Genomic DNA, 25,582 nt, shown 5'->3' with positions numbered 1-25,582 from the left:
CCCCCCCCCCCCCCCCCCACCTGTATTCGTCGGTTTATCTGTGGTCGGATCCTTTGCAGGCTGCGGATTTCTTGCTCGGCGAGCGCTTCCAGAAGGTCCTCGACAGTTTTGGCCAGCCGCACATTGAGTCCTGGTTACCGCTGGACGTGCAGCGAGGTCCGGCGCAAGACGCCTTGAGCCTGTATCGGGAGGAGTGGGCGCTGGCGCCGGGGGCGGACCGCGGGCAAATCCTCGCCGCAGAAAAGGCCCGCAACCAGCAGCTCGCGGACAGCAGCGATAACTTCGCGGTGTTTCTGGCGCTGGATGTGCAGGCGTGGAAGCTGGTGCGAATTACCTTGTCGGCCAAGGTGCTGGATGTGAACCATCCGGGCAATGGCTACGAGGTGTTCTACCTGGCGCGGCCCGGGGTGTGAATGCCGGTAGCCGCCGATGCGTCGGCGGCTACCTGTACTGTCAGGAGTTGAGACGCGCCTGAGGCTGGCTCAGCTTGCGCTCGGCCACGGCGCCGAACACCAGGCCCAGGGTGGTCCACAGCACCAGTTGAATCCCCAGGGAAGCCACGCGGAATTTCCACAGCAACACTGCCGAGAACTGTTCCGGCACTTCGTTGATGGTCGGGAACAAGCTGCCGGCCACCGACACGATCACGATGTACAGCGCCACACCGAGGATCGCGCCTGCCCATAGGCCACGGCTGGCAATCAGCTTGCGCGCCGCGTTGATCGCAATCACCGCAGCCGCCACCGACACCAGCAGCATCAGGAAGAACAGCTTGGTGCGTTGCGCGATGGTGGCCGGGTCGCCCACCGATGGCGGGTTGGCCGGATACTTCAGCCCCGGCACCACGATGATCGTCACAAACGCCGCCAATGCCAGCAGCGCTGCCAAGCCACGGGGGCCGACCTTGCCGATGCGGCCCAGGGAGTAGGCGAACACCAAGGCGAAAATGCCACCCAGGGAGACGCTGTACACCACCACGCCGGTGAACAGGCCGAAGGTACTTTGTACGTCGCGGCTCACCAGTTCTTCTTCCGGCGCGTCGCCGTGCATCTGTGCCATCTGATCTTCGAAGGCGATGGCCTTGTCGATCTGCGGCTCACCAAAGGTCTTGGCGAAGCCGAAGGCCAAGATGCCGGCGAGCAGGCCCACCAGCATCCCGCGAACGAGTAAATGCCCTGTCATGTCGTCACGCTCCAATCAATGGCAGGGGAAACCCAGCAGGTGGCGACCGTCATGCACAAACTCATGCACGTACATGCCTTTGAACACGGCCGTCGCGCCTTGCTCGGCGCCGACGAAGTAAATCGCGAGCAACAGCAGCAGGCCGCCGAAGATCGCCCAGGGCAGGATTTCGCCCAGGGGAATGGACGGTATTGAAACGTCGGAGCCAGTTGCAGCGGTATAAGCCATGAGAACCTCCAGGGATGACGCGTCCCGAAATGGATAGCGAGTTAGCTGAAACAGGGTCTGGCTTACGGCTAAAAGGCCGAATACAGTGGCGCGACCGCGCCGGCATTGAACCGGCTTCCTGTTGCAGAATAGTTGAAACATGTTGAAACAACTTCGCAAGTCTACGCTGACTGCACCTTAAAACCAGAGCGATTTGTCATGCAGGCCACCCGTTTGACCCTTGTTGCCCACGCCAGCACCCGTGCCCAGAAACAGGCACGCTTTGCGCTGGATGAGTCGGTGGAGATGGACTGGCAGCAGGCGGCGCTTTCCCAGGGGCAACGCTTCAAGCGTGCACCCCGGGTGCTGTGCGGCCCGGAGGCGCGGACCCGGCAGACGGCGGCGCTGTTTGCCGACGATGCTTTGGTTGAAACAGCCCTGCGCGATTGTGATTTTGGCCGCTGGCAAGGGTTCGCGATCGAGGAGGTTCAGAAGGCCGAACCCGAAGCGCTTCAGGCCTGGTTGACCGACAGCACCTCGGCGCCCCACGGCGGCGAGTCGGTAGTGCAACTGTGTGAGCGGATAGGACAGTGGTTGCAGTCCCTCGAGCAATCCCCGGGGCATGTCGTGGCGGTGACGCATCCATTTGTGATCCGCGCAGCGCTGCTGCATGTCATGCAATGCCCACCCGCCATGTTCAACCTGATCGACGTGGAACCGCTGTCATCCACCGAGTTGCGATTCAATGGGCGTTGGCGCCTGCGCCTGGAAACTCACGCCTGACGTCCCGAACATGGCAAAATCCGTTCCCCGCACCGAGACCACCCATGAAGACTTTCCCATGAAACGCATCCTGATCATCGGCATTGGCGCCGGCAACCCTGACTACATCACGATGCAGGCGGTCAAGGCGCTCAACCGCACCGACGTGTTTTTCCTGATGGACAAGGGCCAGAGCAAGGACAAGCTGATCGACCTGCGCCGGGAAATCTGCGAGACCTACATCACCGATCACGCCTACCGCTTTGTCGAGGCCGATTGCCCCGAGCGGGTGCGCGGTGATATCGACTACACCACCGCCGTGAAGGACCTGAACCGCGACAAGCAGCAGACCTTCGAACGGATGATCAATGAAGAAATGGCCGACGGCGAAGTGGGCGCATTCCTGGCCTGGGGCGACCCCGCACTGTACGACAGCACCATTCGTATCCTGCAGGCGATCCTCGCCAGCGGCAGCTGCGAATTCGAATTTGAAGTGATCCCCGGGATCACCAGCGTCCAGGCGTTGGCGGCGCAGCACAAAGTGCCGCTGAACCGCATCGGTCGCTCCATCGAAATCACCACCGGGCGCCGGTTGGCGGCGGGGCAGGCGAGTGATGCCGACACCCTGGTTGTCATGCTCGATGCCGAAGATTCCTACCGCACCGTGGCCGATCAGGACCTGGATATCTACTGGGGCGCCTACCTGGGCACACCGGATGAAATCCTGATCAGCGGCAAAGTGGCCGAGGTTGCCGAAGAGATTGAACGTGTGCGCAAGGCGGCGCGCCAGGCCAATGGCTGGATCATGGATACCTATTTGTTGCGCAAACCCTAGAGGTTGATGCTCATGCTCAAACTGATTGCCCTGACGGTAGCGCTGTTTACCGGCGCCGCACAGGCCGAAGACGTATTGCACACCGACCTGCCGCTGCCTTACCTGGAACAGACTCAAAGTGATGCCCGCAACGAGCCGCTGGTGATCTTCCTGCACGGTTATGGCAGTGACGAGGCCGACCTGTTCGGGCTCAAGGACCGCTTGCCGTCGACCTGGACCTACCTGTCTGCACGGGCACCGATGCCGGTGGAGGGCGGTGGTTATCGCTGGTTTCGCAAGAAGCCGGGCGATGGCGATTTTGATGGCGAGACCGCCGACCTGCAGAGCAGCGCCAAGCTGATCGAAGCCTTCGTCGCCCAGGCCACCACCAAGTACCACACCCAACCTGAGCGGGTGTTTCTGGTGGGTTTCAGCCAGGGTGCGATCATGTCGTATGAAGTCGGGTTAAGACATCCCGAAACCCTGCGCGGGATTGCGGCGTTGAGCGGCAGCCTGCTGCCGGTACTCAAGGCCGAACTCAAGCCGGATGCGCGACTGGGCAAGCTGGCGATTTTCATCGGTCACGGGACGCTGGACCAGGCGCTGCCGTACTACTCGGCAACGCGGGCCAACGAGGTATTGCAGGGGATTGGCCTCACCCCGGAATTCCACGGCTACCCGGGGATGATTCATACCGTCGGTGAGGCGGAGTTGCTGGACTTGAAGCAGTGGCTGGAAAAGAGCCTGCGTTGAATCCTGAGATGTGAGCGCGATCAAAAATGTGGGAGCGGGCTTGCTCGCGAAGACGGTGTTGCAGTCAGCACATGTATTAACTGACCCACCGCATTCGCGAGCAAGCCCGCTCCCACATTGGATTTTCACTGCCAGATAAAACCGGTTATTTACCGCCGATAATCTGCTTCACCAACAGTGCATGACCGGCTTCATCATCCGCCCGGGAAATGGCCTGCACCACCAATTGGTGGCTGCCGGAACCCGTCAGGAAGGTGGAACTCAGTGTCTTGCCACCGCCCATGGTCGCGGTGCTGTCGACCTGGCGCAAAGCCAGGCCTTTCACGGTGAGTTTCTTCTCGGCGCCTTTCTTGAAGTCCGGCAGGGCGGCGCTTTGTTCCTTGACAAAATCCGCCACGGCACCGTCGAGGAACTGCGGGTCGTTGTCCTTGATCAGGCCGGCGACACTCGGTTTTTCGACGACGAAGATCACGCTTTTGGTGGCCTGGTCACTGTACATCGTGCCGCTGGCGCCTGCGGTGCCGTGCTCGGCATCACCGGCCGGCAGTGGGTCGGCCAGGTAGGACTTGGGCAGGTTGAAGCTGAACTTGCCATCCAGGGTGGAGATGGTCTGGGTGGCGGTCTTCTGCGCCGCTGGCTTGCTGGCGGCGAGGACTTGGCTGGCGCCGAAGCCGGCGGCCAGCGCTAGGGCCAAGAGGGCTGCGGTCTTGCTGAGGGTGGCCATGAAGCTCTCCAGGGATGAACGAAATTGCGCCGTATTCTGTCAGAAAACTCGCAAGATCGTTCATCTCCATCCCTACACCTTGTCGGACTCTTCCTCGATCCGGTCCATCTCAAACAGCCGTGCCAGTTCCGTCCGGGCTTCCTGGGCAGACTGCATCACCTTGGCCGCGTCGTCATACACGGCGTGTTGGGCCGCCAGCAATTGCAGGTCATGGTTTTTGAAGCGGCTGATGCGCGCGTCGGCCTGGGCCTGGGTCAAGCCAAGGCCCACCAGGGTGCGGCGGCTCATTTCCAGGCTGGAGTAAAACGTCTCGCGCACCGGTGACGCGTCGAGGTCCACCAGGCGGTGCACATGCTGGCGGTTACGGGCACGGGCGATGATCTTCATGTGCGGGTAGAGGCTGCGTACCAGCGCGGCGGTCTTGATGTTGATCTCGGGGTCGTCCATGGCGATCACGAAAAACTCGGCCTGGTCGACTTTCGCTGCGTGAAGGATTTCCGGGCGCTGCGGGTCGCCGTAGAACACCGGCATGCCGCCGAAACTGCGGGTCAGTTCGATGGTTTCCACCGAGGTGTCGAGGGCAATGAACGAGATGTTCTGTGCCCGCAGGATCCGCGCCACGATCTGCCCCATGCGGCCCATCCCGGCGATCACCACCCGTGGCGCATCGCTTTCGATGGCACGGTATTCCTCGGGCACTTCCACCGGCTTGGCCTTGGGCTTGAACAGCTTGGGGCAGAGCAACAGCAGCAATGGCGTCACGGCCATGGACAGGGTGATGGTCAGCACCAGGATGTCGTAGAGGTGCGGCTCGAACAGGCCCTGGTCGCGGCCGATCTTGAACACCACGAATGCGAACTCACCACCGGCTGCCAGCACCACGCCCAGGCGCAGCGCGCTTTCAGGGTTCAGGCCGCCTGCCAGGCGACCCACGCAAAACAGCAGCGGCAACTTGATGGCGATCAGCAGCAGGGTCAGCCCCAGCACGATCACCGGCGCGCTGAACAGCAGGCTGATATTGGCGCCCATGCCCACGCTGATAAAAAACAGACCCAGCAGCAGGCCCTTGAACGGTTCGATCTGCGATTCCAGCTCATGCCGGTATTCGGAGTCTGCCAGCAGCAACCCGGCGAGGAAGGCGCCGAGGGCCATGGACACGCCCACCAGTTCCATCAGCCATGCGGTGCCGATCACCACCAGCAACGCGGTGGCGGTGGAGACCTCCCGCAGGCCGGTCTTGGCGACAATGCGAAACACCGGCCGCAACAGATAGCGCCCGCCGATGATCACCACGGCGATGCTGCCCAGTACTTCCAGGCCGTGTCGCAGGCCCTGGGAGGTGGTGGCAGGATGATCGCTGCCCGCGAGCAGCGGCACCATGGCGATCAACGGGATGGCGGCGATGTCCTGGAACAACAGAATCGCAAAGGCCAGTCGCCCGTGGGGCTGGTTGAGTTCCTTGCGCTCGGCGAGGCTTTGCAGGCCAAACGCGGTGGAGGAGAGCGCCAGGCCAAGGCCCAGCACAATCGCGCTGTTCCATGATTGGCCAAACACGAACAGCGCGACCACGCCGATCACGGTGCCCGTCAGTAACACCTGTGCCAGGCCTACACCGAACACTGCCTTGCGCATCACCCACAGACGCTTCGGTGACAACTCCAGGCCAATGATGAACAGCAGCAATACCACCCCAAGTTCGGAAAACTGGCTGACGCTTTGCGGGTTGCCCACCAGGCCCAGCACCGATGGGCCGATGATCACTCCGGCCAGCAAGTAACCCAGCACGGCACCCAGTTGCAGGCGCTTGGCCAGGGGCACGGTCAGGACGGCAGCGAGCAGGAATACAACGGCCGCTTGTAACAGGTTGCCTTCATGGGGCATTGGGAACTCCGGGATCGTTTTGCTGAATCAACAGGTTTTACTGTAGGAGCGAGCTTGCTTTGCAGGTCCCAAGGCCTTCGCCTCCGGGTTCATTGGATGTCGTCCGGTTCTTTCGCGGCACTCTCCAAACTATTAATACCATTTATTTCAATGAGTTTTATGCACGTGGCGGTCGGGATCATCCGTGGTGCCGGCGCTGTGGTCGTGTCTTCAGCCGCGCGAAAGGGTGGTTTTTTATGGGCTGAGCATTGTGCGGGAATAATCTACAAACACTTTTCCGGGACAAACGGAAGCCTGTACACGCCAGGAACTCCTACAATTATGCCCTTGAGTTTATATTCCATGGATGGAATATTTTCATGAGTTGGGACATTGAATACACGGACGAGTTTGGAATCTGGTGGGGCGGTCTGGATGCAAAGGAGCAATCCTCAGTATCGGTCAGTGTGGATTTACTGAGCCTTCTGGGGCCAGGCCTTGGCTTCCCCCCGCAGCAGCGATATCAAGGGCTCCAGGCATGGCTGCCTGCGAGAGTTGCGGGTGCAGCATGCCGGGCGGCCTTACCGCGTTCTGTATGCATTTGATTCGCGCCGGTGTGCCTTGTTGCTGATTGGCGGGGATAAAACCGGTCGAGGCCGTTGGTATGACGAATACGTCCCGCTGGCTGAGAAGTTGTATGACGAACATTTGGAAACACTGCTTAAAGAGGGCCGTCACCATGGCTAAAAAATTCAGTGAGTTGCAGGCTCGCATGACACCGCAAGCCCGGGCCGATGCAGAGCGCATCTTCCAGCAACAGCTGAAAGAAATGCCCCTGCATGAACTGCGCAAGGCGCAACAGATGAGCCAGGATACGCTGGCCAAGGCGCTGAATATCAATCAGGCGGCAGTGTCCAAAATGGAGCGGCGTACCGACATGTATATCAGCACGCTGCGTAACTATATCCGCGCCATGGGAGGAGAACTGGAGATTGTCGCTACGTTTCCTGATGGCCAGGTAAAGATCGAGAACTTTGCCCACTGAGTCATCCGCTCCGTCAAAGCCCGGCCATGCGCCGGGTTTTCTGTTCGCTGAATGCCTGTCGTCATTGTGCAGCTTAATGGACAATACTCGCCATTCTCGCCCCATCGGACATCAACGTGAACCAACTTCTCGCCATGCGTGCCTTCGTCCGTGTCGTCGAAACCGGCTCCTTCAGCCGCGCGTCCGACCAGTTGGCACTGCCGCGTTCTACCGTCAGTAAACTCATCACGGACCTGGAGAAGCACCTTGGCGTCAAGTTGATGCATCGCACCACCCGTGCGCTGGCGGCGACGCCGGAGGGGTTGGAGTACTACAGCCACGCGCTGTGCCTGGTGGCGGAACTCGATGAACTGGACAATGCCCTGCGCGGGCAGAAGCTCAAGCCCGGCGGCCACCTGAAAGTGGATGCGCCGGCGTCCTTTGCGAATTGCCTGCTGATCCCGGCGCTGGTGGATTTTCATCGTGAGTACCCTGAGATCACCATCGCCCTGGGCATCAGCGACCGCGCCGTGAATATCGTGGGGGAGGGCGTGGATTGCGTGCTGCGCGCTGGCAAGCTCGATGACATGGCGATGATCGCCCGCAAGGTTGTCGACCTCGAGTACGTCACTTGTGCGGCCCCCGGCTACCTGGAGCGCATGGGTACGCCCGTGTCTCCCGAGGACCTCGAGAAGAACCACCTCAAGGCGGGGTATTTCTTTGCCGGGTCGGGTAAGCCGGAGCCGTTGATTTTCGAGAAGGGCGCGACTCGGTATGAGGTAGGCAACTGCGCGTTTTCCACCAACGAAGGCAACGGCCTCAAGGAAATGCTGCTCGCCGGCCTGGGCGTCGGGCAGCATTTCAAGACCATCGTTGACTACTACGTAGAGGCAGGCCAGTTAGTCCCGGTACTCGAAGACTGGACCCGGCCCGCCACGCCGTTGCACATCATCTATCCACCCAATCGCCATCAGAACGCCCGGCTGAAGGTGTTTATCGACTGGGTGATCGAGCGGTTCGGCGTCAGGCAATAATCGCTGTCACGCGGATTTCAATGCGCATTGCCGGCAGCCCCAGGGCTTCTACTCCCAGCTCAGTCCAGATGGGGGCGTGATTGGGCATGTAATGGCGGTACCACTTGACCATCTGCTCGTTCACCTCCGGCGGGAAACCTCCCACGTGGTAGGAATTGACGTGTACCACATGCTCCCAGCCGGCGCCGGCTGCCGCCAGGGTGCGTTCGAGGTTTTGAAAGGCCAGGGCGATCTCGTCGGTGAGGGATTCGGGAATCTGGAACTCGTCATCCCAGCCGCCCTGGCCCGAGGTTTCGACGCGGTTGCCGATTTTTACCGCCTGGGTGTAATGCAGGGTCTCGCGTGCAATGTCGCCGTAACCGGGTGTGATGAAAAACTCGGGCTTGCTCATGGTGTTCCTCGGTTTCAGTGGTTGACCCGACAAAGGTTAATGGACTGAATCTGCGAACAAAATCCGTGTTTCTTGTCATCACTGTGCAGGGATATGGATAGTCCGAGTATCAGTTTTTCACATTCCCGTAGCCCGCCCTTTGTTACTATCGCCCTCCGTCGTCGCCAGGAGTCACCGTCACATGCAACACCAGTGGGATGAAATGCACCGCACCCGCAAGCCCACGTTTGTGTTGTGTGGCGAGCCCCAGGGGGATGTGCTCAATCTCTACGTGCATGGTTATTCGGCGTTCTTCAACCAGCAACAACTGGGTAGTTTCTCCCGGCAACTGGCAACCATCGAAGGCTCCACCAACCTGATGCTGTTCTGGCCGGCAGGGCATTTCCTGGAAAACCTGTTTGCGCCGTTCAAGGATGTGATTACTTCGATGTTGGGTGGCGGTAGCCTGGGTGCCGCAACCATCGGGGTGGGCAAGGCGATTGCCTATTTCCTCGACCACTACAAAAGCGTCGAGGCGCGGGTGGATGAGGTCGCCAAAAGCCTGCTGCCCGAATTGGCCAACTACCTCCATGGCGAGTCGATCAAGGTGCGGCAGATCAACCTGATCGGCCACTCCCTGGGCGCGCGCATCCTGGTCAAGAGCCTGCTGGCCAGCCCTGAGGTGGCCCGTGAGTTGCCGCTGAACAACCTGCTGCTGATGGGCGGTGCAATTTGTACCTCCAGCCCCTGGGACCTGGTCTCGGCGCCGCTCAGCGGTCGGGTGATCAACTGCCACTCGAGCAAGGATTGGGCGCTGGCGCTCAAGCCGGACACCGAGCGCTGCATCGGTCGTTATGCGATCCCGCTGACACCGGCGCTCAAGGCCAAGGTCGCCAACGTGCACCTGGCCACGTTCGACCACGCCGCGTATTGGCCGCAACTGAAGACGGTGGTGCAGTACACCGACCTGCTGCAGGAACGCCGGGGCATGATCCGCGCCGATCAACGCAGCAGCGAAGTGCGCTTTGCCGAAGAGGATGTCGAGCTGTTCCCGCTGCTGGTGCAGGCGCGGCCGGAGGAGTTGCAGTTTTTCGCCGAGCTGATGGCGCAAAAGCGCAGTGCCTCTATCGACGCCACCGTGCGCGAGCCCTTGAAGCTGGCCATCGAGTTGCAGCGCATGGGCGGCGACACCTTTATGAACCTGGCCCGTGGTCATGGCGTGAGCTATCGCGAAATCGCCCAGGACGTGGCGCAGCGGGTGGGTATCAAGTTTGATCAACCGATCGAGAAAGTGGTCCTTGCTGATCTGGAACTGCAGGTTGCCGAGCGGCTGATCGAGCAATACAAGGACAAGCTCAGCCAGGCTGATCGCCAAGTGTTCGAGGCAGAGTTGAAGGCTGCGGCACAAAAGGAACAGGGTTTTTTCAATCGTTTCGATGTCGGGCGCTCAGCCACCACTGCCCTCAGCGGGACCGCGCTGGCCGGGTTGACCGGGTTTATCCTGCGCCGGGGCGCGGCCACGGCCATTCCGGTGGTGGGGCAGGCGCTCGCGGCGGCGATGCTGCTGGTGACCGGCGTGCGGGCGTTTTCCGGCCCCGCGTATTCCATCACCACCCTGGCGGTGCTGGTGATCGGGGTGATTCGCGAGCGCCTGGAGCGTGAAGCACTGAACCAGGAGATGGATCTGGTGGTCCAGGTGGTAGAGGCATTTGATCTGCCCCGGGAGACGGTGATGCGTACCGTTGCGTCTGACTGATAAGCTGCGTTCACGTCTTGTGTGAAAGCCTGGTACCTCGCGTGAAATTCAGCCTGCCCAAAATCGCTACCGCCCCGTTCTGCCCGCCGGAAGTCGCCGGCTCCATCGTCGTTGATCCCCGTGCCTCGTTTTTCAAACGTGCGCTGATGTTTGCCGGCCCTGGCTTGCTGATTTCCATCGGCTACATGGACCCGGGCAACTGGGCCACCGCCATCGAGGCCGGTTCGCGCTACGGCTACAACCTGTTGTTCGTGGTGCTGCTGGCGAGCCTGGCGGGGATGGCGGTGCAGTGCCTGTGCTCACGGCTGGGCATCGCCACCGGCAAGGACCTGGCGCAACTGAGCCGCGAGCGCTACAGCCGGCGCTCGTCGTTCGTGCAGTGGATCCTTGCGGAAATCTCGATCATCGCCACCGACCTCGCCGAAGTCCTCGGCTGCGCCCTGGCGTTTCACCTGTTGCTGGGCGTGTCACTGACCACCGGGATTGTCATCACGGCCTTCGATACCTTGCTGATCCTGGCCCTGCAAAATCGAGGTTTCCGCCGGCTGGAAGCGATCATGCTGGCACTGGTGGCGACCATCGGCGTGTGTTTCTTCATCGAGCTGGTGCTGATCAAGCCTTACTGGCCCGACGTGTTTCGTGGTTTCACCCCGTCGTTGTCCGCCATCAGTGATGCCGCACCGTTGTACCTGGCCATTGGCATACTGGGGGCCACGGTGATGCCCCATAACCTCTACCTGCACAGCTCCATCGTGCAAACCCGGCTGGTCGGCAAGGACCTGGCCAGCCGCCAGGACGCGGTGAAATTGGCGCGTATCGATACCATCGGTTCCCTGTCCCTGGCACTGCTGGTCAACGCGGCAATCCTGATACTGGCCGCCGCCGCGTTCCACCAGACTGGCCACACCGATGTGGTGGAAATCCAGGACGCCTATCACTTGCTCGACCCGCTGGTGGGTGGCGCGTTCGCCAGCGTGCTGTTCGGTGTTGCGCTGTTGGCTTCGGGCCAGAGCTCCACGTTCACCGGCACCATTGCCGGGCAAGTGATCATGGAAGGCTACCTCAACCTGCGCATTCCCTGCTGGCAGCGACGCCTGATCACCCGTGGCCTGGCGCTGATCCCGGCGTTCCTCGGGGTGTGGCTGATGGGGGATGATGCCATCGGCAAGCTGCTGATCCTCAGCCAGGTGGTGTTGAGCCTGCAGTTGCCGTTTGCGTTGTTTCCGCTGATCCGCATGACGGGTGACAAGCGCCTGATGGGGCCGTTCGTCAACAGCTTGCCTACGCGGCTGCTGGCCTGGAGCTTGTTTGTGGTGATCAGCGGGGCGAATGCCTGGCTGATCGGGCAGTGGTTGTTTTGAGCGAAGTGAATTAAGTCAAAACGGCCAATGATGTGTATTTCGCCACCATCGGGTCGGCTGTCACTAACTTCATCGGCTCAATGATAGCCGTTGCAATGATGAGCCGATCAAACGGGTCCCTGTGATGGTGTTCAAGGTCCTTGACCGCGATGGCGTGCTCCGAGGTGATGGGCAGTTCCACGTAGCCGCTTTCCAGGCAGTATTCGCGAATTTCGTCCAGGTTTACGTTGAGCTTCCCGAGCCCGACCTTTATCGCCAGCTCCCAGAATGTGGCGGCACTGACGTAAATTTCAGCCGCGTTCTCGATCAGCTTTCTGGCCTTCGCTGGCAGTTTTGGATCATCGCTCAGGGCCCAAAGCAGGATGTGGGTATCCAGCAGTATTCTCATGGGTGGTTTCCCTCAAACGCATCCAGCATGTCGTCTGGCAATGGCGCATCGAAGTCATCCGGCACCACCAGTTTGCCCTTCATCGCGCCGATTCGCCGGCCTGTCGGTTTCCCGACAGGAACAAGGCGAGCCATCGCGCGCCCATGCTTGGCTATGGTGATGATTTGGCCGGCGGCGGCATCATCGACCAGTTTTGATAAATTATTTTTTGCTTCACCCAACGGTACGGTAATCATTTGGTCTTCTCGAGGTTTTGGCCAAATATAGCCAAAATTTCGTAAGCAGGCAAAGATCAACCGACTGCTGGCGGAGGGTGATTTTTGCGGGGACGATTGCAGGTTTCCGAACGGGTAATGACTGGCATCCATGACGTCTCTCCTGAAGGAATTCCTCGAAGTCTGCCCGAGTGCAAGCGGTTTTTGACCCGTGTTGTGGAAAATCAGATCGGACTTACTTGAAGGGGGATTTTCCCCGACAGTGCGGGCCGAATAGTTTCCCATAGTTGCTCAACGGTCCCAGTAAGGCACTGCCCCAAAACACTCGACGAAGTAATCAATCACGGTCCGCACCTTCAACGACAGCCGCCGGCTACCCGGCCACAGCGCAGCAATCTGTTGCGGCTCCAGGGTCGTCGCCACTTCATAGTCGCTGAGCACCGCCTGCAGCGTGCCGGCGCGCAGGCCTTCACCGATCAACCATGACGGGAACACCACCAGCCCCAGGCCTTGTTCGGCAGCGTGGGTCAGGGTGTCGGCGTGGTTGCCGGTGATCGGGCCCTTGACGCTGTAGGAGGTCCAGTCGCCCTGGTCGCGGCGGAAGAACCAGCGCTGCTGGCCGGTGACGCCCTTGTAGGCCAGGCACTGGTGGTTCACCAGTTCGTCCGGATGCCGGGGCGTACCGAAACGCTCCAGATAGCCGGGGCTGGCAGCGAGACGAAAGCGCTGGGGGGCGAAGATTCGCGCCTGCATGCCGGAATCGTTCAGCACGCCGATGCGAAACAGCAAGTCTGTGCCGTCTTGCAACGGGTCGACGTAGGTGTCGGTTTGCTGGATATCCAGTTGCAGCTTCGGGTAACGCCGACACAGCTCCCCAAGCCACGGCGAGAGGTGGCGTTGGCCAAACACCATCGGCGCATTGATGCGCACCAGGCCGCTGGGTTCGCTTTCCTGTTCCTGCAACGCCTGGCCGGCGGCTTCCAGTTGCTCCAGCATCAATCGCGCATGCCGGCCCAGCAGGCGACCGGCTTCGGTAGGGCTGACCGCACGGGTATGGCGGTACAGCAACTGTTGGCCCAGGGCCTGCTCCATCAACTGGATCTGCCGGGAAATGGAGGAGGGCGCCAGGCCTTCACGGCGTGCGACTTCGGAAAAGCTGCCGTAGTCCAGTACCGCGACAAACAGGCGAAGCGCCTTGAAGCTCAGTTCGTTCAAACCCTGCATCATCACTCCATGTTGTGCGTATTGCGCAAAGGTGTTGTCGGCATGCTCCCATTTATCGCACAGCAGTGCCACCGGATAATACGCGCCATTGTTCCTCTCTCTAACGCGCAGGTGATGTATGCAGGCTTCTTCAGTGGCGGGTGTGGCTCAGGCCAAGCCCAAGACGTTTCTTCGATTGCTGTTGCTGCCGCTGGTGATATTTGCCGGCATGGGCTTGTCGGTGGAGGCCGGGTTGCTGGGCCCGTTGGGTGTGCAGGTCGGGCATCTGTGGGCGACCTTGAGCATCTTCGGCGTCGGCTCGGCGATCCTGTTCCTGCTGTTGCTGTTCAGCGGCCCGCAAAAGGGCCCGGCGTTGACCGACCTGCCGCGCTGGCAATTGATCGGTGGCTTCCTGGGGCCGATGTACGTGGTGGTGCTGACCCTGGCGACCCCGCATATCGGGATCGCGATGACCATGATTGCGATCTTGTCGGGCCAGGTGGGCAAGAGCGTGCTGATCGACCACTTCGGCTGGTTTGGCACTGCCCGCAAGCGGGTCAACGTGGAGCGCTGGATTGCACTGGCGTTGATTGTGGTGGCACTTGTTCTGATTGCGCGAGGTTAAGGCGATGAACCTGATTCTGTTGTTGGTATTGGTAGTGGCCGCCGGTGCGGTATTGAGTGTGCAGGCCGCCATCAATGGCCGCCTCGGGCAGGCGGTGGGCGTATTGCGCAGCAGCCTGCTGACCTTTGTCGTGGGCGCGATCAGTACCGGGTTGCTGATTCTGTTCTTTGAGCCCGCCCACGCGGTCAGCCTGCTGGACGTGCCGAAGTGGCAACTGACCGGGGCGTTGTTCGGGGTGGTGTACATGATGGTGATGGTCGGCGCGGTCCCGATTGTCGGCACGGCAGTGGCGACGGTGGCGGTGATTGTCGGGCAGTTGGGCATGGGCATGCTGATCGATAACTTCGGCTGGCTCGGCAACCCGGCGATCGAACTGTCCGGCAGCCGCATCGTGGCGATGCTGTGCCTCGCGCTGGCCCTGGTGTTCATGTACCGCAGCAACGCTCGTCGGGCTGACTGACGGGCCTTTGAACCTTGAATCGTTGCCTATAGTCATTGCTTGAGGTGTCGGCGTTCGCCGCATCTGGACGACCACGAAAAAGGAGTCTGACCATGCAAGAGAAAACATGTGCCTGCCCCCACTGCAACTGTCAGTTGGGGAAAAACGCGGTGATGAAGGATGGCAAGGGCTATTGCTGCCAAGGCTGCGCCGAGCATCATGCCCATGGCGAGCCTTGTGCTTCGGCGACCGGGTGCGAGTGTGCCAAGTCGGCGCACGGCTAACGCTGGCTGCCTCCTGTAGGAGCGAGCTTGCTCGCGAAACACCCGAGAGCGACGCGGAGCACCAGGTGCCCCGCGTCATCGTTAACGACCTTCGCGAGCAAGCTCGCTCCTACTGTTTCACGCGCTGGGGCGCGCATCCGAGCGGCGCCATTGCACGTTTTCGATGCCGAATTTCTCGGCCTGGGGCTGGCTCGTCTTCTTCACCTGCTCACGGGCAAACCGCCCGATGCGGCCTACGCCGGCGTCGCAGCTCGCCCAATGCCAGGCTTCGGCGTTGTCGAGTTTTTCCAGGCGGATGATGAATGACTTGGGCTGGCCATGCAGCGTGTAGTCGATCACGAAAAGTTTTGCGTTAGTCATGGATCCGTAAACCCTCCTTGTGTCTTTAAGTGACCCTGCGCAGGTGGTAAAAATTCACTCGGATCATCCGGTTCACGTCTTATCATGGCGCTTCATACTTGAACGATGTGTCTTCCATGGCCCTTGCCGCGCCTCCCGACCTCAGTGATCACGCCGTCCCCGTGCAACCCTTGGCGCGCACCTACCCGCGTGGGTTGTATGTCGAGCCCCATCAACACGATTGGGGCCAGTTGCTGTATGCCATGAGCGGCGTGATGTGGGTCGAGACACCCCGGGAAGCGCTGGTAGTACCGCCCCAGCGCGCGGTGTGGCTGCCGCCGGGTGTCGAGCATGGGATTCGCGTGGTGTCGGACTTGCAGATGCGCAACATCTACCTGCGCCCGGCGCTGGCAGCGACCCTGGACAGCCAGGTGCAAGTGATCGAGGTCGGCGGGCTGCTGCGCGAACTGATCGTGGCGCTGGTGGAGCAGGGCGACAAGGGGGACCAGGCCTATTACGAAGCCGTGGTCGGCCTGGCCCTGCTGGAACTGCAACGGGCCCGGCGCTCGCCGATCCGTATCGCCTTGCCCGTGGGCGCCGACCGACGCCTGACCAGCGCCTGCCAGGCGGTGATGGCGTCACCGTCCCTGGACATTCCCTTTGAACAGCACGCCGAAGCCGCCGGCGCCAGCGTACGCACCCTGGCCCGGCTGTTCCAGAACAGCCTGGGCATGGGTTTTGCCGAGTGGCGCCGCCAGGTGCAGTTGGCCACCGCCGTGGCCGAGTTGATCCAGGGCCAGTCGGTCAGCGCGATCGCCCGTTCCCTGGGTTATTCGCCGAGCAGTTTCAGCGACATGTTTCGCCGTGAACTGGGGATGGCGCCGTCGCAGTATCCCGTCTGAGGCTTGGCCGAAATCCTGAAGCACTTGGCCGATGCTTCGGTTTCAGGCCCCCTACACTGACCGCATCAACCCTTGCTGCGGAGTGTTCCATGAATTACCTGATTTCCTTGGCCATCGGCCTGTTGGTCGGCGTGATTTACGGTGCCCTGGACTTTCGCTCGCCTGCGCCTCCTGCCATCGCCCTGATCGGGCTGATGGGCATGCTGATGGGCGAGAAGCTCTGGCCCATGGGCCGGCAAATGGTCAGCGCCTGGTTCTCCTGAAACCCTTTTTAACCTCGATGGATATTGGTCATGAAAGCACTGCAATTTTCCGCCACCGGCGATCTCGCTGCCCTTGCTTACGTTGATGTCGCCACGCCGGTGCCGGCGGCCGGTGAAGTCCTGGTGCAGATCAAGGCTGCCGGGCTGAACCCCAGCGACGTGAAGAACGTGCTCGGGCGTTTCCCCTACACCACGTTGCCACGCATTCCCGGGCGGGACTTTGCCGGGGTGGTGGTGGAAGGTCCGCAGGAACTCGTTGGCCAGGAAGTCTGGGGCACCGGTCGCGACCTGGGTTTTTTCGCTGACGGTTCCCACGCCCAGTACCTCACCGTGTCGGCCAAGGGCGTGGCGCACAAGCCCAGCCATCTGAGCTTTGCCCAGGCCGCCAGTCTCGGCGTACCGTACACCACGGCGTGGGATGCGCTTGAGCGCAGCGGTGTCGGCAAAGGCACTCGCTTATTGGTGATTGGTGCCAATGGAGCGGTAGGCAGCGCGGCGTTGGCCCTGGCGAAGATTCGTGGGGCCCAGGTGCTCGGGGCCGTGCGTCGGCCGGAACAGGTCGAGGCCTTGCGCGAGCAGGGTTTCGAGGGCTTGTTACTGGGCCAGCCGGAAGCGCTGGGAGGGCAGGTTAATGCGCTGTTCGGTACGGGCGCCGATGTGATCTTTGACACCACCGGCTTCTGGTTGCCGGCAGCGGTGGCGGCGCTGGCGCCTTTTGGCCGTATCGCGATCATCGCCGCGCCGGTTGACGGGCACGTGCAATTGCCGGCCCTGGCGTTGTACCGCAAGGGTGGTTCGGTGGTGGGGATCAATTCGCTGCTCTACAACTGCGAGCAATGCGCCGTGATGCTGGAGCAGTTCGGGCGGTTCTTCGATGAGGACTTGTTGCCGCTGCCGACCGGTTTGCGAGAAGTGTCGCTGGCCGACGGTGTGAAGTGCTTTGAGCAAGTGAACCAGGGCAGTGCCGACAAGATTATCTTCCTGCCCTGACCCGCTTATTGTGGGCGCGGGCTTGTGTGGGAGCGGGCTTGCCCGCGAATACGGTGTGTCAGCCAATACATTCGGCACTGATCCACCGCTTTCGCGAGCAAGCCCGCTCCCACATTTGATCTTTATTCAGGCTTCGGGAACGCCTTTTTCCCACGCCGACCAGTTCTTCAGAATCGCTTGTACCAGCGGATTACCAGTGCGATACAGGTTCTCCAGCGCCGGTACAAATCCGCCCTGGTCCGCATACTTCAGCAGGTTGTCCACTTCGCTGTAGCCCGGGTATGGCCGGTCAAAGTCGGAACCCGCCCGCACGACGGCCAACCGCTGGATATCCACCAAACCTTCGCGGCTGGCTCGCAGCAACGCTTCATAGGTGGAGTTGTCTTCCTGCTGGGTGGTGCAGTACACGCCTTTATTGTCCGTCAGCAATTTGGTCCAGACCTCGGCGCGCTCACTCAGGCGCGTCCCGGAGAACCAGGTATTGCCCGCCAGGGTGTCGCACCGGGTGACCTGCGGCGGCTGATTGGCCGGCGCGTACGGATAGTGTTTGCGCCAGGCCGTGGACTCCTTGCTTTCACTGAGCTCGACTTTTTGCGACAGCGCAAACGCCTTGGCTTGCAGCTTGGGATTGAGCTCGAACACTTCGGTCTTGTAGTCCAGCGGCGGCTTCTCGTTCGGCCCCTTGGTATTGATGCCGATATAGCCGGTCGGCCAGTCCTTCGGCGCGTCCCGTGAATCCAGTTCCCATTGGGTTCCGAATTCCACCAGGTAATGGGCCCACGCGGCGGTGCCGATGGTGCCATGGTGCGGGTTGATCCCGGCGATCCCGGCGATCAGGAAGTAGCTCTGGCGCAGGTCGAACTTGGGCGACAACGCCAGCGCCAGGGTCGAGGCGGCAGCGTTGGTCTGGCCCATGCCGGTCACCAGCAGGCACACGTCCTGGGTGTTGCAGCGGATCACTGGATACTCGGCCGACAAGCCTGGCACGCGAACTTCCTGCTTGAGTTCCAGGCGCTCGATCCAGTTCTGCGCTTCGGGGGCGAACATGGTGATCAGCATCACCTTGGGCTTGATCGGGGCCGGGGCATCAGCCAGCACGACGTGCGGCAACAGCGCCCCGGCGGCCAGGCCGATGGCGATTGAAAGGCGGGTAAAGGTCTTCATCTACTGCTCCTTGTTCACACTCAGAATTGATAGCCCACACCGGCGTAGTAACCCCAGCCGTTGGAGCGGGCGCGGAAATTACCGTCGCCAAAGTTCAGCTCGCTGCCGTCTTCCCAGTTGCCGCCGTTGTGGAAGTAGCGGCCGACCAGGGTGAAACGCAGATGAGTGAACGAATACAACAGCACGTTTGTTGCAACCAGGGAGTTGGCGGTGCGCGCGGGGTTGTCTTTATGCAGGTCCGAGCCGAAATCGTAGTTGGTGAAGCCGATATAGGTCAGCGACGCACCATTGTCGAAGCTGCCAATGGGCACGATGTATTTCATCTGCGCCCGGTAGCCGTCCCACGAATACTCGTTGCTGGCGCCATAGTTTTCCCACTGGTAACGGCCATAGAAGTTGGCCGACAGGTTGACCCGCGAGTGGGTCTCGATGTCGGTGCCCAGGCCGCTGTACAAGGTGTTGGCACGGTTGTCCTTGTTGCTGCCGTGGTCGTAGATCCAGTCAAACGCTACATACCATTCCTTGAACGGGCCGATGGCCAGGCTGCGACCGGCCAGGTAGTCGATGGAGATGCGCGGTTCGTGCTCCATGAACACCGGCGAGCCGTGGTCCCACGCGCCTTTGTCGTTGCTGTTGCCGATCCCGAAGATCTTCGGGATGTCGACGTAGCCATACAGTTCGAACGGGCCCTTGCGGCCGAAGTATTCGTACTCCAGGTACACGTCATCGGCGGGTTTGGGGCCGAAGCTGATGTCTTTGCTGCCGATCACCGTCAGGTCCTGGTTGAACCAGTCCGACAGGTACACGCCTTTTTTCGACGGGCTGGCTTCCGGGGCCAGGGCTTCGCCCTGTGCTGAGTCATCGGTGGGTTTTTCCTGCGCCAAAATGGGTCCGCTGAGTACTCCCGTAACGGCAGCCAGTAGCAGGGAAACAGCAAAAGGGGTAGCCGACGCGGATCGTCTGGAAGTGGGTTGCATTGAAAATCCCTGTTCGTACGCGGTTGGGGCCCGATTCTTCGGGTTGAGGTGAACCTGGTTGCCAAGTTCGTTCCGCAAACGTTTGCACAGGTTGTACCAATTTGTGTCAATTGCATGAAGGAATTGAGAAAAGTGGGAAATAGTCGGCCTTTTGGTCAGAAACGTAACGGACCGGGTAAAGGCGTGTGTGGCATCCTGCAGGACCTCGCACTGGGAGTCGCCCGATGTTCGATCACTATTTGAAACGCTGGAACCTGACACCCGAGGGTGACGCCATCATCACCCCCGGCAGCGACCTGCTGCCGGTGCGCTGGGACGGGCAGCCGGCGATGCTCAAGATCGCCCGCGAGCCCGAGGAAAAGCTCGGCGGCGAGTTGATGACCTGGTGGGCCGGCAAGGGCGCCGCCCGCGTGTTTTTCCATGACGGCGATGCCGTGGTGATGGAGCGCGCAACCGGCCCGGGTTCGCTGATGCACATGGCCCTCAATGGCCAGGATGATGAAGCCAGCCGCATTGCCTGCGCCACCGTGGCGTTGTTGCATGCGCCGCGCCCGTCGCCACCGGTGGGCTTGCACTCACTGGAGCTCTGGTTCCGCTCCCTGTGGCTCGCCGCTGAGGGTAAAGGCGGGCGGATACGCGAGTGTGCCGCCACGGCGCGCAGCCTGCTGGCGTCACCTCAGGAACCGGTGGTGCTGCACGGTGATGTGCACCACGACAACATCCTCGATTTCGGCCCCCGGGGCTGGCTGGCGATTGATCCCAAGCGGGTGGCCGGCGAGCGCGGCTATGACTACGCGAATTTGATCTGCAATCCGGATTTGCCCACTTGCACCGATCCGGCGCGATTTGCACGCCAGGTCGAGATCATCGCCGGGGCTGCGGGCCTGGAGCGCCAGCGCCTGTTGCAATGGGTGGTGGCGCACGCCGGTTTGTCGGCGGCGTGGTTTCTGGAGGATGACCAGCGGCACCGCGCCGATAGGGAGCTGGAAGTGGCGCGTCTGGCTCAGTGCGCCTTGGTAAACGGCAGCGCCTGATCACCGTTGCGGTTGAACAGGTACATCGCGGTTTCCCGGCGATATTCGCTGGGCGTCTGGTTCATCTCGATGCGAAAGTGCCGGTTGAAGTTGGAGAGGTTGGCGTAGCCCACTTCAAAGCAGATATCGGCCACTGACATCTCGCTTTGCAGCAACAGGCGGCAGGCGCGCTGCACCCGGAACTTGCGCATCAGGTCGATAAAGCCGTGGCCGGTGACGCGCTTGAAAAAACGCGAGAAGCCCGGTTCGCTCATGTCCAGCCGTTGGGCGATCACCGACAGCCGCAGGTCGCCGGTCAATTCCGTCATCAGGTATTCGAAGGCCTTGTGGATACGCTCCGAGCTGCGCGCATCCAGGCTTGGCGTGTAGCAGGCACTGGCCAGGCAATGGGCTTCCCCGGAGGGTGCCTGCCCCAAGGTATGCAGTAACTGGATGAACAGAATCAGGCGCGCGAGCCCCTGAGCAGGGCCGATGGACTCCAGCAGTTGCGCGGCCTTCAGTGCCGTCTCGCCGGTGAATTCCAGGCCGCGCCGGGCCCGGTCAAACAGGCCTTGCAGGTCGCCCAGCTCGGGCAGCGTGGTGCGCAGGGCCAGCAGTGCGGCGCCGTCGAACTGCAACACCACATCGCGCCCCGTCAGGTACTCGCCGGGGGCCAGGTCGCCGATCCAGTCGTGGGGCAGGTCGGGGCCGATCAGTGCGACATGGCCGGCGCCAAACGCACCGATATAGTCGCCCGCCACGAGCTTGCCGCTGCCCTGGCGGATCAGGTGGATTTCGAATTCGGGGTGATGGTTCCAGCGGGCGAGCTCGAACGGATAGTCATGTTCGTACCAGCGAAAGCCATGCTCGGGCTCGGCAAGAATCACTTCCAGCTCGGCGGGGCGCTGCTCGAAAAGGGCGGATCGGCTTGCAGGCATGGGCTTGGCCCTTCTGGGCTTTTTGGAATGGGACCAAAATACGCCCTTTGTCCAAGTAGCCGCTACCCCGGGTTTTGCCCGCCACTGATACTTTTTTGATCTTGGCGATGCGGTTAAAAAAGTATCAGCCGGGCATCCGCCAGTCGTTTGTCCGGCCTTGGGCAAGCTGCTGTAATCGGGCCGTCAACAACAAAAACAATAAGTGGAAACCGCCATGCTCAAGATTCCGAAAGCGCTGTTCCTGCTCTCCGGCCTCACGCTCGCGATGGCCGCCCATGCTGCCGAAACCGTGACCATCGCCACGGTCAACAACAGTGACATGATCCGCATGCAGCGCCTGTCCAAGGTGTTCGAACAGCAGCACCCCGAGGTGAAACTAAACTGGGTGGTGCTCGAAGAAAACGTCCTGCGCCAACGCCTCACCACCGACATCGCGACCCAGGGCGGCCAATTCGATGTGCTGACCATCGGCACCTACGAAACCCCGTTGTGGGGCGCCAAGCACTGGCTGGAACCGATCACGCCGCTGCCCGCCGACTACGACGTGGAAGACATCTTCCCCGCGGTACGCCAGGGCCTGTCGGTGAACAACACCCTCTACGCGTTGCCGTTCTATGGCGAAAGCACCGTCACCTATTACCGCACCGACCTGTTCAAGCAGGCCGGCCTGGCGATGCCCGAGCATCCGACCTGGACCCAACTGGGCGAGTTCGCCGCCAAGCTCAACCAGCCCGCCAAGGACCAATACGGCATATGCCTGCGGGGCAAGGCCGGCTGGGGTGAAAACATCGCGTTGCTGAGCACCATGGCCAACGCCTTTGGTGCACGCTGGTTCGACGAACAATGGAAACCCGAGCTGACCAGTCCCGAGTGGACGGCGGCGGCGAACTTCTACGTCAACACCCTGAAAAACTATGGCCCGCCGGGCGTCTCCAGCAACGGTTTCAACGAAACCCTGGCGCTGTTCAACAGCGGCAAATGCGCGATCTGGGTCGACGCCAGCGTTGCCGGCTCGTTCACCACCGACAAAACCCAAAGCAAAGTCGCCGACAGCGTGGGTTTTGCCGCCGCACCCACCGAGGTCACCGACAAGGGTTCGTCGTGGCTGTACGCCTGGTCCCTGGCAATCCCGGCCACCTCCAAGCACAAGGACGCCGCCAGAGCCTTTATCACCTGGGCCACCTCCAAGGAATACATCCAGCTGGTAGCGGATAAGGACGGCATCACCAACGTACCGCCGGGCACGCGCCAGTCCACCTACAACGCGGCGTACCTGGCCGCAGCGCCGTTCGCCAAGGTGACCTTGCAGATGATGCAACACGCCGACCCCGCGCACCCGTCGGCCAAACCCGTGCCGTACGTGGGCATCCAATACGTGACGATCCCCGAGTTCCAGGCCATCGGCACCTCGGTGGGCAAGCTGTTTTCGGCAGCGCTCACCGGCGGCATGACGGTCGACAAGGCACTGGCCGAGGCGCAGTCCACCACCGAGCGTGAAATGAAACGCGCCGGCTACCCGAAATAATCACCTCAGGGACACTGCATTGATGAAACGACTGGAAGGTAAAAGTGCGCTGGTCACCGGCAGCGCGCGGGGCATTGGCCGGGCGTTTGCCCAGGCCTACATCAACGAAGGCGCGACCGTCGCCATCGCCGACATCAACCTGGAGCGGGCGCGGGCCACCGCCACGGAGCTGGGCCCGAAAGCCTACGCGGTGGCGATGGATGTCACCGACCAGGCGTCCATCGATGCCGCGATTGCCGCCGTGGTGGCGCAGGCCGGCAAGCTCGACATCCTGATCAACAACGCCGCCTTGTTCGACCTGGCGCCCATCACCGACATCACCCGCGAGAGCTTCGACCGGTTGTTCTCGATCAACGTCGCCGGTACGTTGTTCACCTTGCAGGCGGCGGCCCGGCAGATGATCAAGCAGGGGCATGGCGGCAAGATCATCAACATGGCCAGCCAGGCCGGGCGCCGGGGTGAGCCTCTGGTGGCGGTGTACTGCGCGACCAAGGCGGCGGTGATCAGCCTCACGCAATCGGCGGGGCTGAATCTGATCAAGCAGGGCATCAACGTGAACGCCATCGCGCCGGGAGTGGTGGACGGCGAGCATTGGGACGGGGTGGACGCGATGTTTGCCAAGCACGAAGGGCTGCCGCTGGGCGATAAGAAAAAGCGCGTAGGAGCAGAGGTACCGTTTGGGCGGATGGGGACTGCCGAGGATTTGACCGGAATGGCGGTTTTCCTCGCGTCCAAAGAAGCCGACTACGTGGTTGCCCAGACCTACAACGTCGACGGCGGCAACTGGATGAATTGAGCGGGACGCAGCTCCTCGAACCATCGCAGATCAAAAAAGGTGGGAGCGGGCTTGCTCGCGAAAGCGGTGTATCAGTCAATCTATCCGGCGACTGACACTCCGCATTCGCGAGCAAGCCCGCTCCCACAGTTGATCTTCATTGTCCTGGGAAGGGGGCTTGGTCTTATTCGGCAAAGCTGCGATCAAAGAAGTACACTGCCCCAGGCTTCAGATTCTCCACTGTCGCCTGCGGCCGTCCGCCCTCGCCATGCTTCTTGCGCCCCGTCTCCCGCAAAAAACCGGCCTCGGTCAACTTCAGCAACCGCTGGCGGATACTGGTCTTCAGCACCGGCCGCGCCAATACCAGCGAAAAGATCGTAGTCGCCTCCGGCGCACTGAACTCATTGCCCAAAAACATCAATGGCAAGCTGCTGTACAGCGACTTGGAAAACAGCCTTTCCTGTACCGCTGCCACAATCGCGTTGTGATCGAAGGGCAGCTTGACCCCGCCAGTCGCCACGGCATCAACAGAGCACCACTTTTGATGCCCCCCCAGCTCCACCTCATCAGCCACGATCGCCAGGTAATAGGTCGACGACGACCAGCAGCGCGGATCGCGAAACGCATCGCCCACCGTCCCCACTTGCTCATACCAGGCCAGCGGCAACCCAACCTTGTCACTGGCCCGCAACCGCTCCACGGCATCCTGCAGGCTCAGATCTTGCACGCCGCCATTCACCACTACACCGGGCAAGGCCCAGTGCCCGGCGAAGGGCTCGGCGTCGCGCTGGTTGAGCAATATCTTCAGTTCCCCGGATGCACGGCAATAGAACAGCACGCACAAGTCCACGGTGTGCAGGTAGGCGCTAAGGGTTGGGGCGTGGTCTGGCATGTCGGGTCCTGTTGGCAGCGGTGGGGCACAGTCTAACGGATCAAACGGGTATGTCGTGTACTTGATCCAGGATAGATAACAAAATGTTTCTTGCCATGAAAGTACATGACGTGTACTTTTATATCCAGGCCACAGGAGAACACGACCATGACCGCCTCTAAGAACGCTATCGCCTCATTCGACGTTGACGCCCAGAAGAGCTTCACACCGCTGTGCCCCAACGAATTGCCGGTCGCTGGCGGTGACCAGATCGGCGCCGAGCTCAATTACATGGCCAGCCTCGCCGCGCGCCGTGTCGGCAGCAAGGACGCCCATACCCCGCACGCGCCCTGGGTGGTGCAACAGCACAGCGAGATGCTGCAACCCACCGGGCTGGTACATGCCGATGTCACCTGGGTCGCCCACTGTGTGCCCGGCACTGAAGGTTTCACCCTGTTGGACGAATTGCCCACGCCTTATGACTACGACTACTTCATCTGGAAGGGCGTCGAACCCGACCTGCATCCCTACGGCGCCTGCTACCACGACCTCCACGACAAACTCTCCACCGGCGTCATCGAATACCTCAATGCCCAGGGCATCCAGCGTGTGATTGTCGGCGGCCTGGCCCTGGACTACTGCGTCAAGACCACTGCCTTGCAACTGCTCAAGGCCGGTTTCGAGGTGATCCTGCACCTGCCGGCATGCCGTGGCATCAGCGAGGAGGGCGGTGTGCAGGCGGTCAGCCATTTGCAACAAGCAGGCGTTGTAATTACCCGCAATCGGGAAGAACTGGCCGCGATGGCCGCGCGTTAAGGAGTACC

Annotated in this window: 31 protein-coding genes and 1 pseudogene; 19 read left to right on the top strand and 13 right to left on the bottom strand. The window is 61.3% G+C overall.

Going from position 1 to position 25,582, the window contains the following annotated elements:
• Positions 1-413, top strand: a 413-nt coding sequence (locus AC3WKX_RS18080; RefSeq protein WP_102665793.1) for a DUF4865 family protein, incomplete at its 5' end; no start/stop codon positions are given.
• Between the two features lie 40 nt (positions 414-453).
• Here AC3WKX_RS18080 and AC3WKX_RS18075 read toward each other — a convergent pair.
• Positions 454-1,182, bottom strand: coding sequence for a CbtA family protein (locus AC3WKX_RS18075; RefSeq protein WP_102604787.1), 729 nt, complete (start codon positions 1,180-1,182; stop codon positions 454-456).
• Positions 1,183-1,197: 15 nt separating this feature from the next.
• A complete protein-coding gene (locus AC3WKX_RS18070) occupies positions 1,198-1,410 on the bottom strand; it encodes a CbtB domain-containing protein (protein ID WP_003208073.1) in 213 nt (70 codons plus the stop codon).
• 198 nt (positions 1,411-1,608) lie between these two features.
• Between AC3WKX_RS18070 and AC3WKX_RS18065 the strand changes: the two genes are divergently transcribed.
• The 3 genes from AC3WKX_RS18065 to AC3WKX_RS18055 are packed head-to-tail and all read left to right on the top strand — an operon-like array spanning position 1,609 to position 3,718.
• Positions 1,609-2,172 carry a histidine phosphatase family protein gene (locus AC3WKX_RS18065; RefSeq protein WP_102604788.1) on the top strand — a complete coding sequence of 188 codons (564 nt, stop codon included), beginning with the start codon at positions 1,609-1,611 and terminating at the stop codon, positions 2,170-2,172.
• A gap of 58 nt (positions 2,173-2,230) precedes the next feature.
• A complete protein-coding gene (gene cobF, locus AC3WKX_RS18060; RefSeq protein ID WP_003208076.1) occupies positions 2,231-2,986 on the top strand; it encodes a precorrin-6A synthase (deacetylating) in 756 nt (251 codons plus the stop codon).
• A 12-nt stretch (positions 2,987-2,998) separates the two neighbouring features.
• Positions 2,999-3,718, top strand: a complete 720-nt coding sequence (locus AC3WKX_RS18055) for an alpha/beta hydrolase (RefSeq protein WP_087694209.1) — start codon at positions 2,999-3,001, stop codon at positions 3,716-3,718.
• Positions 3,719-3,863: 145 nt separating this feature from the next.
• Here AC3WKX_RS18055 and AC3WKX_RS18050 read toward each other — a convergent pair whose 3' ends face one another.
• Together AC3WKX_RS18050 and AC3WKX_RS18045 are read right to left on the bottom strand one after the other, a co-directional pair.
• Positions 3,864-4,442: a DcrB/PsbP domain-containing protein gene (locus AC3WKX_RS18050; RefSeq protein WP_003208079.1), complete on the bottom strand. Its 579-nt coding sequence runs from the start codon at positions 4,440-4,442 to the stop codon at positions 3,864-3,866.
• 72 nt (positions 4,443-4,514) lie between these two features.
• Entirely contained in the window at positions 4,515-6,323 is a 1,809-nt protein-coding gene (locus tag AC3WKX_RS18045) for a monovalent cation:proton antiporter-2 (CPA2) family protein (RefSeq protein WP_102604789.1), read from the bottom strand.
• A gap of 359 nt (positions 6,324-6,682) precedes the next feature.
• Between AC3WKX_RS18045 and AC3WKX_RS18040 the strand changes: the two are divergent.
• The 3 genes and pseudogenes from AC3WKX_RS18040 (at position 6,683) to AC3WKX_RS18030 (ending at position 8,360) form a co-directional block, all read left to right on the top strand.
• A pseudogene (locus AC3WKX_RS18040) lies at positions 6,683-7,049 on the top strand (type II toxin-antitoxin system RelE/ParE family toxin).
• Positions 7,042-7,347: an XRE family transcriptional regulator gene (locus AC3WKX_RS18035; protein ID WP_102604790.1), complete on the top strand. Its 306-nt coding sequence runs from the start codon at positions 7,042-7,044 to the stop codon at positions 7,345-7,347. The pseudogene AC3WKX_RS18040 and the gene AC3WKX_RS18035 overlap by 8 nt, the downstream one beginning before the upstream one ends.
• A 116-nt stretch (positions 7,348-7,463) precedes the next feature.
• On the top strand, positions 7,464-8,360 hold the full coding sequence (locus AC3WKX_RS18030; protein WP_256579771.1) for a LysR family transcriptional regulator: 897 nt from the start codon (positions 7,464-7,466) through the stop codon (positions 8,358-8,360).
• Here AC3WKX_RS18030 and AC3WKX_RS18025 read toward each other — a convergent pair.
• Complete coding sequence (locus AC3WKX_RS18025) at positions 8,350-8,751, bottom strand: RidA family protein (protein ID WP_003208087.1); 402 nt, start codon at positions 8,749-8,751, stop codon at positions 8,350-8,352. The two genes, AC3WKX_RS18030 and AC3WKX_RS18025, sit on opposite strands and share 11 nt — an antisense overlap.
• Before the next feature lie 181 nt (positions 8,752-8,932).
• On the opposite strand from AC3WKX_RS18025, the gene AC3WKX_RS18020 reads away from it, so the two are divergent.
• Positions 8,933-10,486 (top strand): DUF726 domain-containing protein, encoded by a 1,554-nt coding sequence (locus AC3WKX_RS18020; RefSeq protein ID WP_102604792.1) that lies wholly within the window; start codon positions 8,933-8,935, stop codon positions 10,484-10,486.
• A 41-nt stretch (positions 10,487-10,527) separates the two neighbouring features.
• The gene (locus AC3WKX_RS18015) at positions 10,528-11,847 is read left to right on the top strand and encodes an Nramp family divalent metal transporter (RefSeq protein ID WP_087694160.1); all 1,320 of its coding nucleotides are present in this window, start codon (positions 10,528-10,530) and stop codon (positions 11,845-11,847) included.
• 10 nt (positions 11,848-11,857) lie between these two features.
• Here AC3WKX_RS18015 and AC3WKX_RS18010 read toward each other — a convergent pair whose 3' ends face one another.
• The 3 genes from AC3WKX_RS18010 to AC3WKX_RS18000 form a co-directional block, all read right to left on the bottom strand.
• Positions 11,858-12,235: a type II toxin-antitoxin system VapC family toxin gene (locus tag AC3WKX_RS18010; RefSeq protein ID WP_003208092.1), complete on the bottom strand. Its 378-nt coding sequence runs from the start codon at positions 12,233-12,235 to the stop codon at positions 11,858-11,860.
• Complete coding sequence (locus AC3WKX_RS18005; protein ID WP_003208094.1) at positions 12,232-12,603, bottom strand: type II toxin-antitoxin system Phd/YefM family antitoxin; 372 nt, start codon at positions 12,601-12,603, stop codon at positions 12,232-12,234. The genes AC3WKX_RS18010 and AC3WKX_RS18005 overlap by 4 nt, the downstream gene beginning before the upstream one ends.
• 138 nt (positions 12,604-12,741) lie before the next feature.
• On the bottom strand, positions 12,742-13,674 hold the full coding sequence (locus AC3WKX_RS18000; protein WP_102604793.1) for a LysR family transcriptional regulator: 933 nt from the start codon (positions 13,672-13,674) through the stop codon (positions 12,742-12,744).
• Positions 13,675-13,792: 118 nt separating this feature from the next.
• On the opposite strand from AC3WKX_RS18000, the gene AC3WKX_RS17995 reads away from it, so the two are divergent.
• The 3 genes from AC3WKX_RS17995 (at position 13,793) to AC3WKX_RS17985 (ending at position 15,001) form a co-directional block, all read left to right on the top strand.
• Positions 13,793-14,278, top strand: coding sequence for a DMT family transporter (locus AC3WKX_RS17995; protein ID WP_008437061.1), 486 nt, complete (start codon positions 13,793-13,795; stop codon positions 14,276-14,278).
• A gap of 4 nt (positions 14,279-14,282) precedes the next feature.
• Positions 14,283-14,738: a DMT family transporter gene (locus AC3WKX_RS17990; protein WP_003208100.1), complete on the top strand. Its 456-nt coding sequence runs from the start codon at positions 14,283-14,285 to the stop codon at positions 14,736-14,738.
• 92 nt (positions 14,739-14,830) lie between these two features.
• Positions 14,831-15,001, top strand: coding sequence for a metallothionein (locus tag AC3WKX_RS17985; protein ID WP_008437063.1), 171 nt, complete (start codon positions 14,831-14,833; stop codon positions 14,999-15,001).
• Positions 15,002-15,118: 117 nt separating this feature from the next.
• On the opposite strand, the gene AC3WKX_RS17980 is transcribed toward AC3WKX_RS17985, so the two are convergent.
• Entirely contained in the window at positions 15,119-15,361 is a 243-nt protein-coding gene (locus tag AC3WKX_RS17980; RefSeq protein WP_003208104.1) for a DUF6555 family protein, read from the bottom strand.
• 116 nt (positions 15,362-15,477) lie between these two features.
• Between AC3WKX_RS17980 and AC3WKX_RS17975 the strand changes: the two genes are divergently transcribed.
• The 3 genes from AC3WKX_RS17975 (at position 15,478) to AC3WKX_RS17965 (ending at position 17,495) form a co-directional block, all read left to right on the top strand.
• The gene (locus AC3WKX_RS17975; RefSeq protein ID WP_102369315.1) at positions 15,478-16,242 is read left to right on the top strand and encodes an AraC family transcriptional regulator; all 765 of its coding nucleotides are present in this window, start codon (positions 15,478-15,480) and stop codon (positions 16,240-16,242) included.
• Positions 16,243-16,331: 89 nt separating this feature from the next.
• A complete protein-coding gene (locus AC3WKX_RS17970; protein ID WP_003208108.1) occupies positions 16,332-16,505 on the top strand; it encodes a DUF1427 family protein in 174 nt (57 codons plus the stop codon).
• Between the two features lie 30 nt (positions 16,506-16,535).
• A complete protein-coding gene (locus AC3WKX_RS17965) occupies positions 16,536-17,495 on the top strand; it encodes a quinone oxidoreductase family protein (protein WP_102369314.1) in 960 nt (319 codons plus the stop codon).
• Between the two features lie 126 nt (positions 17,496-17,621).
• On the opposite strand, the gene AC3WKX_RS17960 is transcribed toward AC3WKX_RS17965, so the two are convergent.
• Both AC3WKX_RS17960 and AC3WKX_RS17955 read right to left on the bottom strand, forming a co-directional pair.
• Complete coding sequence (locus tag AC3WKX_RS17960; RefSeq protein ID WP_102604794.1) at positions 17,622-18,659, bottom strand: purine-nucleoside phosphorylase; 1,038 nt, start codon at positions 18,657-18,659, stop codon at positions 17,622-17,624.
• Positions 18,660-18,679: 20 nt separating this feature from the next.
• Complete coding sequence (locus AC3WKX_RS17955; RefSeq protein WP_032899590.1) at positions 18,680-19,636, bottom strand: nucleoside-specific channel-forming protein Tsx; 957 nt, start codon at positions 19,634-19,636, stop codon at positions 18,680-18,682.
• A 224-nt stretch (positions 19,637-19,860) separates the two neighbouring features.
• Between AC3WKX_RS17955 and AC3WKX_RS17950 the strand changes: the two genes are divergently transcribed.
• Positions 19,861-20,670, top strand: coding sequence for an aminoglycoside phosphotransferase family protein (locus AC3WKX_RS17950; protein ID WP_102604795.1), 810 nt, complete (start codon positions 19,861-19,863; stop codon positions 20,668-20,670).
• Here the strand turns inward: AC3WKX_RS17950 and AC3WKX_RS17945 are convergent.
• The gene (locus AC3WKX_RS17945; protein WP_102604796.1) at positions 20,640-21,587 is read right to left on the bottom strand and encodes a helix-turn-helix domain-containing protein; all 948 of its coding nucleotides are present in this window, start codon (positions 21,585-21,587) and stop codon (positions 20,640-20,642) included. The two genes, AC3WKX_RS17950 and AC3WKX_RS17945, sit on opposite strands and share 31 nt — an antisense overlap.
• 214 nt (positions 21,588-21,801) lie before the next feature.
• On the opposite strand from AC3WKX_RS17945, the gene AC3WKX_RS17940 reads away from it, so the two are divergent.
• Positions 21,802-23,112 (top strand): ABC transporter substrate-binding protein, encoded by a 1,311-nt coding sequence (locus AC3WKX_RS17940; protein ID WP_102604797.1) that lies wholly within the window; start codon positions 21,802-21,804, stop codon positions 23,110-23,112.
• 22 nt (positions 23,113-23,134) lie between these two features.
• A complete protein-coding gene (locus AC3WKX_RS17935) occupies positions 23,135-23,908 on the top strand; it encodes an L-iditol 2-dehydrogenase (RefSeq protein WP_102604798.1) in 774 nt (257 codons plus the stop codon).
• A 163-nt stretch (positions 23,909-24,071) separates the two neighbouring features.
• Here the strand turns inward: AC3WKX_RS17935 and AC3WKX_RS17930 are convergent, their stop codons facing one another.
• Complete coding sequence (locus AC3WKX_RS17930) at positions 24,072-24,779, bottom strand: NUDIX hydrolase (protein WP_008437074.1); 708 nt, start codon at positions 24,777-24,779, stop codon at positions 24,072-24,074.
• Positions 24,780-24,926: 147 nt separating this feature from the next.
• Here AC3WKX_RS17930 and AC3WKX_RS17925 point away from each other — a divergent pair, with 147 nt between their 5' ends.
• Entirely contained in the window at positions 24,927-25,574 is a 648-nt protein-coding gene (locus tag AC3WKX_RS17925; protein ID WP_102604799.1) for a nicotinamidase, read from the top strand.
• Positions 25,575-25,582 lie beyond the last annotated feature (8 nt).

This window comes from Pseudomonas sp. GP01-A4, from assembly GCF_058780865.1.
Note: the sequence above shows the minus strand (reverse complement) of the source record. Positions and strands in the feature narration are given on the sequence as shown.